Origin of the sequence: Sinorhizobium sp. 6-70 (genome assembly GCF_030124375.1) — a bacterium.
In the GTDB taxonomy this organism is placed as follows: Bacteria; Pseudomonadota; Alphaproteobacteria; order Rhizobiales; family Rhizobiaceae; genus Sinorhizobium.
Map to the genome: position 1 here is coordinate 18386 of NZ_JASKLS010000004.1, position 14987 is coordinate 33372.

General features: G+C 62.4%; 12 protein-coding genes. 6 read left to right on the forward strand and 6 right to left on the reverse strand.

Annotation, left to right across the window (positions count from 1 at the left end; genetic code table 11):
• The first annotated feature begins 33 nt into the window (after positions 1-33).
• Positions 34-447 carry a cupin domain-containing protein gene (locus QN222_RS09840; RefSeq protein WP_283963167.1) on the forward strand — a complete coding sequence of 138 codons (414 nt, stop codon included), beginning with the start codon at positions 34-36 and terminating at the stop codon, positions 445-447.
• 58 nt (positions 448-505) lie between these two features.
• On the opposite strand, the gene hydA is transcribed toward QN222_RS09840, so the two are convergent.
• Together hydA and QN222_RS09850 are read right to left on the reverse strand one after the other, a co-directional pair.
• Positions 506-1960, reverse strand: coding sequence for a dihydropyrimidinase (gene hydA / locus QN222_RS09845; protein WP_283963166.1), 1455 nt, complete (start codon positions 1958-1960; stop codon positions 506-508).
• 81 nt (positions 1961-2041) lie between these two features.
• Entirely contained in the window at positions 2042-3292 is a 1251-nt protein-coding gene (locus tag QN222_RS09850; RefSeq protein WP_283963165.1) for a Zn-dependent hydrolase, read from the reverse strand.
• 317 nt (positions 3293-3609) lie between these two features.
• Here QN222_RS09850 and QN222_RS09855 point away from each other — a divergent pair, with 317 nt between their 5' ends.
• Complete coding sequence (locus QN222_RS09855) at positions 3610-4281, forward strand: TetR family transcriptional regulator C-terminal domain-containing protein (RefSeq protein WP_283963164.1); 672 nt, start codon at positions 3610-3612, stop codon at positions 4279-4281.
• Positions 4282-4463: 182 nt separating this feature from the next.
• Here the strand turns inward: QN222_RS09855 and QN222_RS09860 are convergent, their stop codons facing one another.
• Both QN222_RS09860 and QN222_RS09865 read right to left on the reverse strand, forming a co-directional pair.
• Entirely contained in the window at positions 4464-6137 is a 1674-nt protein-coding gene (locus tag QN222_RS09860; protein WP_283963163.1) for an adenylate/guanylate cyclase domain-containing protein, read from the reverse strand.
• Positions 6138-6328: 191 nt separating this feature from the next.
• Positions 6329-7228 carry a LysR family transcriptional regulator gene (locus QN222_RS09865; RefSeq protein WP_283963162.1) on the reverse strand — a complete coding sequence of 300 codons (900 nt, stop codon included), beginning with the start codon at positions 7226-7228 and terminating at the stop codon, positions 6329-6331.
• Positions 7229-7334: 106 nt separating this feature from the next.
• Here QN222_RS09865 and QN222_RS09870 point away from each other — a divergent pair, with 106 nt between their 5' ends.
• Positions 7335-8357 (forward strand): NAD(P)-dependent alcohol dehydrogenase, encoded by a 1023-nt coding sequence (locus QN222_RS09870; RefSeq protein WP_283963161.1) that lies wholly within the window; start codon positions 7335-7337, stop codon positions 8355-8357.
• A gap of 169 nt (positions 8358-8526) precedes the next feature.
• On the opposite strand, the gene preA is transcribed toward QN222_RS09870, so the two are convergent.
• On the reverse strand, positions 8527-9840 hold the full coding sequence (gene preA / locus QN222_RS09875; RefSeq protein ID WP_283963160.1) for an NAD-dependent dihydropyrimidine dehydrogenase subunit PreA: 1314 nt from the start codon (positions 9838-9840) through the stop codon (positions 8527-8529).
• A gap of 31 nt (positions 9841-9871) precedes the next feature.
• Positions 9872-11233, reverse strand: a complete 1362-nt coding sequence (locus tag QN222_RS09880) for an NAD(P)-dependent oxidoreductase (protein ID WP_284005401.1) — start codon at positions 11231-11233, stop codon at positions 9872-9874.
• A gap of 202 nt (positions 11234-11435) precedes the next feature.
• Here QN222_RS09880 and QN222_RS09885 point away from each other — a divergent pair, with 202 nt between their 5' ends.
• From QN222_RS09885 to QN222_RS09895, 3 genes are all read left to right on the forward strand, one after another.
• Complete coding sequence (locus QN222_RS09885; RefSeq protein WP_283963157.1) at positions 11436-12389, forward strand: sugar-binding transcriptional regulator; 954 nt, start codon at positions 11436-11438, stop codon at positions 12387-12389.
• Between the two features lie 222 nt (positions 12390-12611).
• Entirely contained in the window at positions 12612-13922 is a 1311-nt protein-coding gene (locus tag QN222_RS09890; RefSeq protein ID WP_283963156.1) for a sugar ABC transporter substrate-binding protein, read from the forward strand.
• A gap of 190 nt (positions 13923-14112) precedes the next feature.
• Positions 14113-14985 (forward strand): sugar ABC transporter permease, encoded by an 873-nt coding sequence (locus QN222_RS09895; RefSeq protein WP_283963155.1) that lies wholly within the window; start codon positions 14113-14115, stop codon positions 14983-14985.
• Positions 14986-14987 lie beyond the last annotated feature (2 nt).

The following is a 14987-nucleotide window of genomic DNA, read 5'->3' on the forward strand; positions in this document are numbered from 1 at the left end:
TGCGGTTTTTTCAGCGAATTCTGGAGAGCGTTCATGTCTCGATCATCCAATTCTGGCTGTCGCGTGGTTCGTCCGGGTGACACCTATGCCGGCAAGCAGGGGCTCAACTATTTCGAGGGCATCGCCGCGGAAACGGTCGGCTCGAAGGGCATCTGCATGCACCTCCTGACCATTCCGCCTGGCGCGCGTGCCAAGGCGCATCTGCATGAAAGCCATGAGACCGCGATCTACGTGCTTGCCGGCGAGGCCCATACCTGGTTCGGTGACCGGCTCGAAGAGCACGTGATCGTCAAGGCGGGTGAGATGTTCTACATCCCGGCCGGCGTGCCGCACCTGCCGGCCAATCTCTCCGACAAGCCATGCTCGGCGGTGATCGCCCGAACAGATCCGAAGGAGCAGGAAAGCGTCGTCCTGCTGCCCGAACTCGATGCGTTGGTGCCGGCCTAGCGCTCCGAAGAGCGACCTTGCCCAAGACGTGTATGACGGATGCGGCATATGGAGTGCGTCAAACCCCGCTTGCCGGGATGCCGGTGCGCTGTACGGCGCGCGGCGCCGTCACTTCCTTCCATGTGGTAAGGGCCGTGCTGACAGCAGGGAAGGGATCGCGCTTGACGAATTCCCCATGACCTTCCTGCGTCTTGACTGTGCCTTCCTCGATCGAAACGACGCCGCGGCTGAGCGTGAAGCGAGGCAGCCCCGTCACGGTCTTGCCCTCGAAGACGTTGTAGTCGATCGACGATTGCTGGGACTTAGCCGAGATCGTCTTCGAGCGCTTCGGATCCCAGACGACCAGGTCGGCATCGCTACCCACCAGGATCGCGCCCTTCTTCGGATAGATGTTCAGGATCTTGGCGATGTTGGTCGAGGTCACCGCGACGAATTCGTTCATCGTGATGCGGCCGGTGGCGACACCGTGGGTCCACAACATGGGCATCCGGTCTTCGAGGCCCCCGGTGCCGTTCGGGATCTTGGTGAAATCGCCGACGCCGAAGCGCTTCTGGTCTGTGGTGAAGGCGCAATGGTCGGTCGCGACCACCTGCAGCGAGCCCGAGGCAAGCCCCGCCCAGAGGCTGTCCTGATGCTGCTTGTTGCGGAAGGGCGGCGACATCACGCGGCGGGCGGCGTGGTCCCAATCCTTGTTGAAATATTCGCTTTCATCGAGCGTCAGGTGCTGGATCAACGGCTCGCCGAAGACGCGTATGCCTTTGGCGCGGGCGCGCCGGATCGCCTCGTGAGCCTGCTCGCAGGAGGTGTGGACGATATAGACCGGACAGCCGGCCATGTCGGCGATCATGATCGCCCGGTTGGTCGCCTCGCCTTCGACTTCGGCCGGCCGCGAATAGGCGTGGGCCTCGGGGCCGTTGTTGCCTTCGGCGAGCAGCTTCGCCTGCAACTGGGCGACGACGTCGCCGTTTTCAGCGTGGACGAGCGGCAGGGCACCAAGCCCGGCGCAGCGCTGGAACGAGGAGAACATCTCGTCGTCATCTACCATCAGCGCGCCTTTGTAGGCCATGAAGTGCTTGAAGGTGTTGATGCCCTTTTCCTTGACGATCGTCTCCATCTCGTTGAAGACCTGCTCACCCCACCAGGTGACCGCCATGTGGAAGGAATAGTCGCAATTGGCGCGTGTCGACTTGTTGTCCCACATGGTGAGCGCTTCGAGCAGCGACTGGCCAGGCGAGGGGAGCGCGAAATCGACGACCATGGTCGTGCCACCAGCGAGTGCCGCGCGCGTGCCGCTTTCGAAATCGTCCGAGGAATAGGTGCCCATGAAGGGCATTTCGAGGTGGGTGTGCGGGTCGATGCCGCCGGGCATGACATAGCAACCGGTCGCGTCCAGCGTCTCGGTGCCGGAGAGGTTCGGACCGATCTCGACGATCCTGCCGCCATCGATCTTGACGTCGGCCTTGTAGGTGAGGTCGGCCGTGACGATGGTTCCACCCTTGATCACAGTGCTCATGGCTTGTGTTCCCTTGCGATTGTGTTTTCGGCCGCCGGAAGGGCCAAGAAAAAGGGCGGAACCGTCGTCCCGCCCACAATGTCACTTCACGATTTCGGCAGTTTCGACCACGGCGTGGAAGAGAACATCGGCCCCCGCGGAGGCCCACTCCTTGGAGATGTCCTCCGCCTCGTTGTGGCTGAGGCCGCCGACGCAGGGACACATGATCATCGTGGTCGGCGCGACCTTCGCGGCCCAACAGGCATCGTGGCCGGCGCCCGAAATGAGGTTCATGTGGCTGTAGCCGAGCTTCTCGGCGGCGCCGCGCACGGTTGCGACCAGTTTGGGGTCGAAGGTGACCGGGTCGAAATGGCCGACCGCCTCGATCGAACAGCCGACACCCAGTGCCTCGGCGATCTTCGGCGCTTCGGCCTCGATCCGCGCGCGCATGCCGTCGAGCTTGGCCTGGTCGGGCGAGCGAATGTCGATGGTGAAGACGACCTTGCCGGGCAGCACGTTGCGTGAATTGGGCGAGAAGAACACCTGGCCGACACCGCCAACGGCGCCCGGCTGGTTTTCCATCGCAACGTCCTGGACCATCTCGAAGATCCGCGCCATGGCAAGACCGGCATTGAGCCGCATGTTCATCGGCGTCGATCCGGTGTGCGCTTCCCGGCCCGTGAGCGTGACTTCGAGCCACCACAGGCCCTGACAGTGCGTGACGACGCCGATCTGCTTGCTCTCGGCTTCCAGGATCGGCCCCTGTTCGATGTGGTATTCGAAATAGGCGTGCATCTTGCGCGCACCCACTTCCTCATCGCCGAGCCAGCCGATGCGCTTCAGCTCGTCGCCGAACGACTTTCCCTCCGGATCCTTGCGGGCGTAGGCGTAGTCAAGCGTGAGCGCACCGGCAAACACGCCCGAAGCGATCATCGCAGGCGCGAAACGCGCGCCCTCTTCATTGGTCCAGTTCGTCACCACGATGGGGTGCTTCGTGCGGATGCCGAGATCGTTCATCGTGCGCACGACCTCAAGGCCGCTCAGGACACCGAGCACGCCGTCGAACTTGCCGCCCGTCGGTTGCGTGTCGAGATGGGAGCCGATGTGCACGGGCAGTGCGTCGGGATCAGTGCCGGGGCGGGTGAAAAACATGGTGCCCATCTTGTCGACACCCATGGTAAGGCCAGCCGCCTCGCACCAGGACTGGAAACGCCGACGACCGTCGCCGTCTTCGTCCGTCAATGTCTGGCGATTGTTGCCGCCGGCGACGCCGGGGCCGATCTTTGCCATATCCATCAACGAATCCCACAGGCGGTCAGCGTTGACGCGCATGTTCTCGCCAGGTGCTGCCATGGCGTTCTCCTCGTTTTTCGGTTTGCCCCTTGCGGTGCAGCCCTCATGTTCCCGCCGGTCAAATCCAGGCTTTGTTCTGGTGCCTTTCGATCAGCCGTTGCCTTTGTCGGCAAACTGACTGATAATTTGACCGGTTGGTAAACATTACAACTTCCGTGGCGGCACTCAAGCCGGAAAAACAAAAAATCGGAGTTGTTGCCCAAAAAAATGGCGCGTCCGAATTTTGGGCAATTCGAGGTGCTGCGGCGATTTTGTGCGTCTGACAGAATACACGGCGCTCGCGTGTCATTGTGCGCAGGGAGCGGGCAGGGGGCAAGATGGTACTTCCGAGAGCGGCCAAAACCCAGAGGCGTACACGCATCCAGGAGGAGAAGGAGGAGCAGATTCTCGAGGCGGCGCTGGAGGTCTTTTCGGCGAACGGCTTTCGCGGCTCGACCATCGATCAGATCGCCGAAGTGGCGGGCATGTCAAAGCCGAATCTGCTCTATTATTTCCGCACCAAGGAGGCGATGCACCGGGCGCTGATCGACCGCGTGCTCGACACCTGGCTCGATCCGCTCCGCGAGTTCAACGCCGAGGGAAACCCGGTCGCCGAGATCCGCAGCTACATCCGGAGGAAGCTGGAGATGGCGCGCGATTTCCCGCGCGAAAGCCGGCTGTTCGCCAACGAGGTGCTGCAGGGCGCGCCCCATATCGAGGATGAGCTGAAGGGCCCGCTGAAAGAACTCGTCGACGAGAAGGCCGAGGTCATCCGCGCGTGGGCAAAGGCCGGCAAGATTGCCAAGTGCGATCCCTACCACCTGATCTTCGCAATCTGGTCGACGACGCAGCACTATGCCGATTTCGATGTGCAGGTCCGTGCCGTGCTCGGCCAGGAAAACGCGGGCGACGGGCGCTTCGAGGATGCCGCACGCTTCCTTGAGCGGCTGTTCGTCGACGGTCTGCAGGTCCGCGAGCAACCGTCGTCGGATTACACTGAAGAGATATAAGTCCCCTCGATCGCCCCTCATCCGCCTGCCGGCACCTTCTCCCCGCAAGCGGGGCGAAGGGCTATGCCGCGGCGCCCAATCCCCTCTCCAAACGGACCCGGGAGAGAGGGCACAAGAGGCACCGCGGTGTCCCTTCTCCCCATAGGATGGGGAGAAGGTGCCGGCAAGCGGATGAGGGGCGATTAACTCGGCGCCGGCAGCACCTCGGAAAGCTGCGTGGCGCTGCCGAGAATCCAGGTCTCAAGCTTCGCTTGCCGGCCGCGCAGGCCGATGTCGAGCCGCATGTTGCCTTCGAGATCGAGACCGGCGCGGCGGACGAGTTCGACCGAAACTGCAAGTTCGGCATCATGCTCCTTCGCGAGCCCCTCGAGCCGGCTTGCGGTGTTGATCGTGTCGCCGACCGCGGTCAGCGAAGTCGCCCGGCCATAGCCCATCTCGCCGACGATTGCCGGGCCTGCGTGCAGGCCGATTGCCAGTCGCAGCGGCTGTTCGAGCTCTCCATGAAATGTCTGATTGAGCGCCTGGATACCTTTGGACAATCGGACGGCGGCCGCGAGTGACTGAAGGCATGCTTCCTGGAATGGCGCCTTCAGCCCGAAGATCGCGAGCGCACCGTCTCCGATGAACTTGTCGATCACACCGCCCGAGCTTTCGACGGCTTCGCCGACCATCTCGAAGTAGCGGTTGAGCAGGAACACCGTATCGAAAGGCAGCTTGTGCTCGGCGATGCGCGTGAAATCACGCAGATCGCAGAAGAGCACGGCGATCCGACGCTCGCGGCCCTCGCCGTCTTGCTGGGCGAATTGCTTTTTTATTCCGAGGCTGTCGGTATCGAGAATGGGGACGACGGTCACGCTGTGAACCGGCCGGAACTGGCAGGCGAGCCGCACATTGTCCGGCGCACCAATTCGGGTCAACGTCGCTCGCTCCGCGGTCTCCGCCGCCGGTTGGCCCTCCAGGCCCTGGATCACTCGCACCCGGCACGTCGAGCAGCGGCCACGACCGCCGCACATCGAGACGTGGGGAATGCCCGCGGCGCGGCTTGCCTCCAGCACGCTGAAACCAAGGCTGACCGCCGCGACACGGCCGTCGGGGTAACGGACGCGAATTCGGCCCCGCGTCGGCAGCGCGCGAAGGGCGAAAGTGCCGGCGATCAGGCCACCGAAACCGGCGTAGAGCGCCAGGCGGATGTCTTCCATGAGCGCCGGATCGACCCGCGGCTTCTGACTGGTGTAAGCCGTGTCGCCATAGCCGCCATGTTCCGCATAGACGCGCTCAAGCGATCGCGCACCGTTGACGAAGCCGAGCAGGGCGAAGATCGGAACAAGCAGCGCGATCGTGTAAAGCAGGATCTCGTAACGCGGAAACCAGGCTCGACCGCGCATCCAGAACCAGGCGCCGAGACATCCATGGCTCCAGGCGAGGAGAAGCGCCGCCGTTTGCCGGGTGGTGCCGATGGAACTCGACCAAAGCGATCGGAGGATGTCAGGATAAGTGGCTTCGATCCCGGAGAAGATCGGTTCCACCCGGGTTGCAACCACATGCGCCATCAGCACGAAGGGCAGACTGAGGCCGAAGACGATCTTCAACGCCTCGCGGGCGGGCATTCTGAGCGTCTGCCGCCGGTAGAGGCTGTCGAGGGCCATCGTGAAATGCAGGAGCAGTGCGCCGTAGAGCAGTGTCGTCCCGGGTATGCTGTGCCACAGCAGATTGAACGTCCGCCTCCCGGATTCCATGGCGTCGATGGAGATCAGGCCGAGCGAATGGTTGAAGAAATGGCAGAGAATGAATGTGCCGAGCACGGCCCCTGAGATCAGGTGTATCTTCTTGCGTGCGCTGATGGAAAAGATCGTCAACCACTCTGCCCGGTATTTGCTGGCCCTGGCCAGCCATTGCTGATTCCGTTCCTTATCAACCAGATCGCGGATACCGACAACTTACGTTTTTGACACAAACAGTTTCGTTTTCGTGACCGCATTGTAGCGTCACTCGATCGGCTTCATGGCGCCGCCCCTATGGCTTCGTTCGGGTCGCGTGGGTTCTTATGCTATTGCATGATGCGGGGCAGCCGCTCGGCGAGTTGGTCGATCACCACCCGGAGCTTTGGCAGCATAAGCTGTGTTTGCGGCCAGACCGCGTAAGCCTTGAAGATCTGAGCGGGCCGGTCCGTAAGCACCCGCACGAGTTCGCCGCGCTGCACGCGCTCGCGCACCAGCCAGCACGGCAGCCAGGCAAGACCAAGACCACTGGCCGCGGCATCGGCGATGGCGGCAAGATCATCCAGCCGCAAACGGGCCCTCGGCGTCACGTCTTCGGTCATGTTCCCGTTGATGGGAAAGGACCACGGGCGCTGGTATCCGCTCCGCGCGTAGAGAACGGCATCGTGCCTGGTGACGTCATCAAGGCTTGTCGGTGTGCCGTGTGCTTCGAGATAGGCGGGCGCGGCGCAGACAGTCATGCGCTGATCTGCGATCGCCCGTGCCATGAGGCTCGGGTCAGTGCCCGCGGAACCGTTGCGGATAGCGAGATCGAAGCCCTCATCGAAAAGATCGACGAGGCGGTCGTTGAAGGAAAGATCGAGCTCCAGATGCGGATGCGCGCGAACCAGCTCATGCAGCAGCGGTGCCACGCATTGGCGGCCGAAAAGAACAGGCATCGAAATACGCAAGCGACCGCGAATTTCCTGCCTGCCGGATTCAAGCACGGCCTCGGCGCTCCGGACCTCGTCAAGCGCCTTCAGGCAGCTTCGGTAGAAGAGCTGGCCCTCGTCGGTCAGGCTTTGTGTCCGCGTGGTGCGATGAAAGAGCCGCACGCCGAGCCGCTGCTCGAGGCGCGCGATCGTCTTGCCCACGGCCGAACGGGAAAGGTTCAGCCGCTCAGCGGCGGCGGAGAAACCGCCGGCATCGGCGACCTCCACGAAGACGGAAATACCGTTCAGCCTCTCCATCCGATTGTATCCATTTGAGAACCAATGATGGGAAATCTTATCGCAACTGGCGATCTGATTTCAACACTATGCTCGTCCCATCACCATCCACGCGAAAGGAATGATCATGACGAAATGGATGAGGGAATGGAGCATCGACGCGATTGGCCCGCAAAATCTCAAGATTGCCGAGCGTCCCGTGCCGGATATCGGTGACCATGACGTGCTCGTCCGGGTAACGGCCGTGTCGCTCAATTATCGCGACAAGCTGGTGCTTGAAACCGGCATGGGGCTGGATCTCAACTTCCCCTTCGTGCCGGCTTCGGACATGAGCGGCGTCGTCGAAAACGTCGGCAAGGGCGTGACGCGCTTCACGCCCGGCGACCGCGTCATCTCGACCTTCCACCCCGGCTGGCTCGACGGTCTACGGCCGGGAAGCGGCAGGGCGCCTTCCTACGCGACACTCGGCGGCGTGCATCCGGGCGTCATGTCGGAATATGTCGCGTTCCCTGAAGACTGGTTCGTCGCCGCGCCGAAGAGCCTCGACGCAGCCGAGGCGAGCACGCTGCCATGCGCCGGCCTCACCGCCTGGTTCGCGCTCGTAGAGAAGGGCCGCCTCAGACCCGGTGATCGCGTCGTCGTCCAGGGGACAGGCGGTGTAGCGCTCTTCGGCCTGCAGATCGCCAATGCGAACGGTGCTGAGGTCATCGTCACGTCGGGGAGCAAGGAGAAACTCTCGCGCGCGCTGACACTTGGCGCCGACCACGGCATCAATCGCAAGTCGGAGGACTGGGTCGAGCGGGTCTATGAGCTGACCGCAGACCATGGCGCCGACCACATTCTGGAAATCGCCGGTGGCGCCGGCCTTGGTCAGTCGTTAAGAGCCGTTGCGGCCGACGGGCGCATTTCCGTGATCGGGGTGTTGGAAGGCTTTGAAATTTCGGGGCCGGCGGCGCCGCTGCTTCTGAAATCCCCGGTGCTGCAGGGCATCAGCGTCGGACATCGCCGGGCGCTCGAGGATTTCGTCGGCGCGATCGACCGTATCGGATTGAAGCCGGTTATCGACAAGCGATACAAGTTCGCCGAATTCCGCGAGGCGGTGGCGCATCTCGATCGCGGGCCGTTCGGAAAGCTGGTGATCGAATTCTAGAGCAATTCCAGGAAAAGTGTGTAACGGCTTTCCGTCCGGAATTGCGTAGTTTCAAAGAGTTAGATCATTTCACTGTTTCAATGAAACAGTGAAATGATCTAGCGACCATCAAAGCACGAAAGGCCACCGGAGTTCCCTTCCGGCGGCCTTTCCCTATTAACGACCTCCCTTACTCGGCGGCTTGCCGTGCCATCGGGTTGTTGGGATGGGTCGTCCAGTTGGCGTAGTTAGGATCGACGGGCTTGCCGGTTCGCTTGTCGACAGTGCCGGCGGCGAGCGGTTCCATCGTGATGCAGTTCGAGACGGGGCAGACGTTGACGCAAAGATTGCAGCCGACGCACTCCTCCTCGATTACCTCGAAATGGCGCACGCCGTTGACGAACTGGGTGATCGCCTGGTGCGAGGTGTCCTCGCAGGCGATGTGACAGCGGCCGCATTTGATGCAGGCGTCCTGGTCGATCTTCGCCTTGGCGACGTAGTTGAGGTTGAGATACTGCCAGTCGGTGACGTTCGGCACGGCCCGGCCGCAGATGTCGTCGAGCGTGCGGTGGCCCTTGGCGTCCATCCAGTCGGAAAGACCGGAGATCATTTCCTGGACGATCTTGAAGCCGTAGGTCATCGCCGCCGTGCAGACCTGGACGTTGCCGGCGCCGAGCGCCAGGAATTCGGCCGCGTCGCGCCAGGTGGTGATGCCGCCGATGCCCGAAATCGGCAATCCGTGGGTCTCCGGATCGCGGGCGATTTCGGCGACCATGTTGAGCGCGATCGGCTTCACTGCCGGCCCGCAATAGCCGCCGTGGCTGCCCCGGCCGTCGATCGAGGGCTCCGGCGAGAACGTGTCGAGGTTGACCGAAGTGATCGAGTTGATCGTGTTGATCAGCGACACGGCGTCAGTGCCGCCGGCCTTGGCGGCGCGGGCGGGCTTGCGGATGTCGGTGATGTTCGGCGTCAGCTTGGTGATCACCGGCATGCGCGTGTACTGTTTGCACCAGCGCACGACCATCTCGATATATTCCGGCACCTGGCCGACCGCCGAGCCCATGCCGCGCTCGGACATGCCGTGCGGACAGCCGAAGTTGAGTTCTATGCCGTCGGCCCCGGTCTCCTCGACCAACGGCAGGATCGCCTTCCAGGCGTTCTCTTCACAGGGCACCATGATCGAGGCGATCAGCGCCCGGTCGGGCCAGTTCATCTTCACCTGCTTCATCTCGCGAAGGTTCACATAGAGATCGCGGTCGGTGATGAGCTCGATGTTGTTCAAGCCGAGCAGACGCCGGTCGGCGCCCCAGATCGCGCCGTAGCGCGGGCCGTTGACGTTGACGACGGGCGGTCCTTCCTCGCCGAGCGTCTTCCAGACGACGCCGCCCCAGCCGGCCTTGAAGGCGCGCTCGACGTTATAGGCCTTGTCCGTCGGCGGCGCCGAGGCGAGCCAGAACGGGTTCGGGGATTTGATGCCGACAAAATTGTTGCGAAGATCAGCCATTGTTCTCTTCCTCTCGATCCTGTTCCGCTTCTTACGCGACGGCGCTCGCCAGCGGCTGAGCCGCGGCGAAGGCTCGGTTGATCGATTCGGCGGCGTCCCGCCCCATAGCGACGGCGGAAACGGTCAGATCCTCTCCGCCGTGGACGCAGTCGCCGCCCGCCCAGACCTTGGGGAGCGAGGTGCGGCCCTCGGCATCGACGGCGATGCGCCCGCTCTCCATCTGAAGCGCGCCGAGGCCTGATGCCTCGAAGGTCTGGCCGATCGCCTTGAAGATCTGGTCAGCTGCGATGATACCTGTTTCCCCTGTGGTCGTCAGCTTGCCGTTATCGAGCGTCGTGTAGTCGAGCTCGATGCCGGCGACCCTGCCGTCCTTCAGCGCGATGCGCTTCGGCTGCAGCCAGTGGCGAATGGTGACGCCCTTGGAGGTTGCCAGATCCTGCTCGAACTCGGAGGCGTTCATGTGCTCCTTGCCGCGGCGGTAGCAGATCGTCACTTCCTCGGCGCCGAGGAGCTTCGACTGGACGGCAGCGTCGATTGCGGTCATGCCGCCGCCGAGCACCACGACCCGCCGGCCGACCGGGATGTCGGCCTTGGTCTTCGACTGGCGGAGCGCGGCGATGAAGTCGACGGCGTCCTGGACGCCTTCGGCATTCTCGCCTTCGATCCTGAGTGCGTTGACGCCGGCAAGGCCGAGGCCGAGGAAGACGGCGTCATATTGATCGGTGAGGTCGGCAAGCGAGAAGTCGCGGCCGATTGCTTGGCCCTGGCGCACCTCGATACCGCCGATCGAAAGGACGTAATCGACCTCCTTCTGGGCGAAGTCGTCCACCGACTTGTAGGCGGCGATGCCGTATTCATTGAGTCCGCCGGATTTCTCACGCGCATCGTAGACCACCACGTCGTGGCCATTGACCGCGAGCCGGTGGGCGCAGGCGAGCCCCGCGGGTCCGGCACCGACCACCGCTATCTTTCGACCGGACGAGGCGGCCCGCGTGTAGAACTGCTTGTTTTCCTTCATCGCGATGTCGGTCGCGTAACGCTGCAGCCTGCCGATCTCCACCGGCCGCTCCTCCGCCGTGTTGCGGACGCAGGCTTGTTCGCAAAGCGTTTCGGTGGGACAGACGCGGGCGCACATGCCGCCGAGAATGTTCTGGTCGAAAATCGTCTTCGCCGAACCGATCGGATTGCCCGTTGCAATCTGCCGGATGAACAACGGGATATCGATCGAGGTGGGACAGGCCGTCATGCACGGCGCATCGTGACAGAAGTAACAGCGGTCGGAAGCGACCAGAGCCTCGTGTTTGTCGAGCGGTGGATGAAGGTCGGAGAAATTGGCTTCGTATTCCTTGAGCGGCAGTCGGCCGCCAAGGATCCCAGATTGCGTCGTTCCCATTTTTGGCTCCCAATGTTTTCTCAGGATGAGGGAACGGTAACACGCTTTATTTTTTTATCAAACGGTAAAAGTTTACTTCGGAAACTTGCCGAACACCCTGAGAACCGGGGGTTTCTATTCACGCATCCAATTCGCTCTGCACGTTTGTTTGACAGGGCAGGGCAAATAGTGGCAGCAAATCAAGGGGGAAGGAGATAATCGCATGGCGCGCAGGCCGGAGACCAACAACAGGCTGGACGATGCTGCCCGGGCTGGCTGGCTATACTATGTCGCCGGCCGGACGCAGGACGAGATTGCGTCGATCATGGGTATCTCGCGGCAATCGGCGCAGCGCCTCGTTTCCTTGGCCATGGCCGAGAGGCTGATCAAGGTTCGGCTCGATCATCCGATCGCTGCCTGCCTCGAGACGGCCGCCCGGCTCAAGGAAAAATATGCGCTGAAACACGTCGATGTCGTGCCGAGCGATCCGGGTTCGAGTTCGACGACCGTCGGTATCGCCGAAGCCGGCGCGGTGGAGATCGAGCGCTGGCTGAAATCGACGGAGCCGGTGGTTCTGGCGATCGGGACAGGGCGCACGCTGAAGGCGACGATCGACCAGTTGCCCTCGATGGAGTGCCCGCAGCATCGCATCGTCTCGCTGACCGGCAATATCAGGCTCGATGGCTCGGCCGCCTACTACAACGTCATTTTCAGTATGGCGGACACGATCAAGGCGCGCCATTTTCCCATGCCCCTGCCGGTGCTCGTTTCGTCGCCCGAGGAGCGCGAGGTCCTTCACAACCAGAGTCTCGTCAAGCTCGCGCTCAAGCTCGGCGCGGAAGCCAATGCCGCCTTCGTCGGCGTGGGCGAACTCGGGCCCGACGCACCGCTGTGCGAGGACGGCTTCCTGGCGCGCGAGGAAATGGAGCGGCTGACGGCGGCCGGTGCCGCAGGGGAAATTTGCGGCTGGATGTTCGATCACGAGGGCGAACTGCTGACCGGCAGCATCAACGAACGTGTCGCCTCCATTCCGCTTCCGCCGCGCGACCGGGCGTCGGTCATCGGCATTGCCAAGGGCAGGCGCAAGTACGAGGCGCTCCGGGCAGCACTCAAGGGCCGCATCATCAACGGCCTTATCACCGACGAGACCACTGCCGACTTTCTGCTCGGCGCGTGATTCAGGCAGATAAACTCAGGCGGCATCGAGCTTCGACAACGCGCAGGCCGAGCTGCGGGGTGCATTCTGCCCGCCGCGCTTGACAAAAAATCCATAGCTAAAACAGCCCATTAACGGTTTCGGGTGCGTCGCAGCAACGAATGCACATTGACATTTTTCGCCAACGGGTGAGTAATTGCCCATGAGCAAGGCAAATGCTCATTTTCTTCTGGGAGGAAGTCGATGAATTTGAGAACTTTCCTGCTGGGCACGTGCTCGGCAGTCGCTCTGGCGGGTCTGGCCCAAGCAGAAACCCTGACCATTGCGACGGTGAACAACGGCGACATGATCCGGATGCAGAAGCTGACGGATGATTTCACCTCGAAAAATCCGGACATTCAGCTCGAGTGGGTAACGCTCGAGGAAAACGTGCTGCGCCAGCGCGTAACGACGGATATCGCGACGAAAGGCGGCCAGTACGACATCATGACGATCGGCACCTACGAAGTGCCGATCTGGGCCAAGCAGGGCTGGCTCCTGCCGCTCGACAATCTTGGCGCCGATTACGACGTCGATGACCTGCTGCCGGCGATCCGCAGCGGCCTGACCATCGACGGCAAGCTCTATGCCGCACCGTTCTACGGCGAAAGCTCGATGGTGATGTATCGCAAGGACCTCTTCGAGAAGGCCGGCCTCACCATGCCTGACGCCCCGACCTGGGACTTCATCGCGGACGCCGCCCGCAAGATCACCGACAAGAACAATGAGGTGTACGGCATCTGCCTGCGCGGCAAGGCCGGCTGGGGCGAGAACATGGCCTTCCTGACGGCGACGGCGAACGCTTTCGGCGCACGCTGGTTCGACGAGAAATGGCAGCCGCAGTTCGATCAGCCCGAATGGAAGAATACGCTCGACTTCTATGTCAAGCTGATGAATGACGCCGGCCCGCCTGGTGCCTCCTCGAACGGTTTCAACGAAAACCTGTCACTCTTCCAGACGGGCAAGTGCGCCATGTGGATCGACGCAACGGTTGCCGCTTCCTTCGTAACCAACCCGAAGGAATCCACGGTTGCCGACAAGGTCGGTTTCGCGCTCGCGCCCGATACCGGCCTTGGCAAACGTGGCAACTGGCTCTGGGCGTGGAACCTCGCGATCCCCGCGGGCTCGCAGAAGACGGAAGCGGCAGAGAAGTTCATCGCTTGGGCGACCGGCAAGGATTATCTGAAGCTCGTCGCCGAGAAGGAGGGCTGGGCAAACGTTCCGCCCGGTACCCGCACCTCTCTCTACGAGAACCCGGAATACCAGAAGGCGGCGCCATTCGCGAAAATGACGCTCGACTCGATCAACGCGGCCGACCCGAAGAACCCGGCGGTCAAACCGGTGCCCTATGTCGGCGTGCAGTTCGTCGCGATCCCGGAATTCCAGGGCCTCGGCACCGCCGTAGGCCAGGTGTTCTCGGCAGCACTGGCCGGCCAGATGAGCGTGGATCAGGCGCTTGCCAGCGCGCAGCAACTGTCGACCCGCGAAATGACCAAGGCCGGTTACATCAAATAGGGCTCCCAAGGGCCGGGGCGCTGGTTGGAAACGGCTGGTGTCCCGGCAACTCTCAGGGCGGGATGGGGAAAAGCGGAACGGGTTTTCCGCTTCCCGCTCTGACTTTTTAGATCGGTCACGGCGCGTCCGGCATGCGCGGTAAACCGCGCCCGCCTTCATGGAACAGCGTTGACAATTACGGGAGGACGCCATGGCGACCTTGCATACCCGCTCCGCTGCGCGGCTGATGATCGCGCCCTCGGTGCTCCTGCTTCTGGCCTGGATGATCGTTCCGCTGGCCATGACCATCTATTTCTCGCTTCTGCGCTATAATCTGCTGATGCCCGGAATGGAGGAGTTCGCAGGGCTCTCGAACTACATTTACTTTGTGACCGATCCGGCGTTCTTCCAGGCGGTCTTCAACACGCTCGCGATCGTCCTCGGCGTGCTGTTCATCACCGTGATCGGCGGCATCGCCCTCGCGCTTCTTCTCGACCAGCCGATGTTCGGGCAGGGGATCGTGCGCATCCTGGTGATCGCGCCGTTCCTGATCATGCCGACCGTTGCGGCACTCGTCTGGAAGAACATGTTCATGAACCCGGTGAACGGGCTCTTTGCCTGGCTCGCCAAACTCGTCGGCCTGCAGCCCTTCGACTTCCTCGCGAATGCGCCACTCTTCTCGATCATCCTCATTGTCGCCTGGCAATGGCTGCCCTTCGCGACGCTCATCCTGCTGACGGCGCTGCAGTCGCTCGACGAGGAACAGAAGGAGGCCGCGCAGATGGATGGTGCCGGCGCCTGGAGCCGCTTCTTCTATCTGGTGCTGCCGCATCTTTCGCGCGCAATCACCGTGGTGATCCTGATCCAGACGATCTTCCTGCTCTCCGTCTTTGCCGAAATCCTCGTCACCACCAACGGTGGGCCAGGTACGCAGAGCACGAACCTCACCTTCCTCGTCTATGCGCAGGCTCTCCTGCAGTTCGACGTGGGCGGCGCATCCGCCGGCGGCATCATCGCGGTCATCCTCGCCAATATCGTCGCATTCTTCCTGATGCGCATGATCGGCAAGACGCTGGAGGCTTGAGA

Excerpts from the sequence above, each read along its gene's own strand:
- QN222_RS09840 (WP_283963167.1), top strand. The coding sequence starts at position 34 with ATGTCTCGATCATCCAATTCTGGCTGTCGCGTGGTTCGTCCGGGTGAC.
- hydA (WP_283963166.1), bottom strand. The coding sequence starts at position 1,960 with ATGAGCACTGTGATCAAGGGTGGAACCATCGTCACGGCCGACCTCACC.
- QN222_RS09850 (WP_283963165.1), bottom strand. The coding sequence starts at position 3,292 with ATGGCAGCACCTGGCGAGAACATGCGCGTCAACGCTGACCGCCTGTGG.
- QN222_RS09855 (WP_283963164.1), top strand. The coding sequence starts at position 3,610 with ATGGTACTTCCGAGAGCGGCCAAAACCCAGAGGCGTACACGCATCCAG.
- QN222_RS09865 (WP_283963162.1), bottom strand. The coding sequence starts at position 7,228 with ATGGAGAGGCTGAACGGTATTTCCGTCTTCGTGGAGGTCGCCGATGCC.
- QN222_RS09870 (WP_283963161.1), top strand. The coding sequence starts at position 7,335 with ATGACGAAATGGATGAGGGAATGGAGCATCGACGCGATTGGCCCGCAA.
- preA (WP_283963160.1), bottom strand. The coding sequence starts at position 9,840 with ATGGCTGATCTTCGCAACAATTTTGTCGGCATCAAATCCCCGAACCCG.
- QN222_RS09880 (WP_284005401.1), bottom strand. The coding sequence starts at position 11,233 with ATGGGAACGACGCAATCTGGGATCCTTGGCGGCCGACTGCCGCTCAAG.
- QN222_RS09885 (WP_283963157.1), top strand. The coding sequence starts at position 11,436 with ATGGCGCGCAGGCCGGAGACCAACAACAGGCTGGACGATGCTGCCCGG.
- QN222_RS09890 (WP_283963156.1), top strand. The coding sequence starts at position 12,612 with ATGAATTTGAGAACTTTCCTGCTGGGCACGTGCTCGGCAGTCGCTCTG.
- QN222_RS09895 (WP_283963155.1), top strand. The coding sequence starts at position 14,113 with ATGGCGACCTTGCATACCCGCTCCGCTGCGCGGCTGATGATCGCGCCC.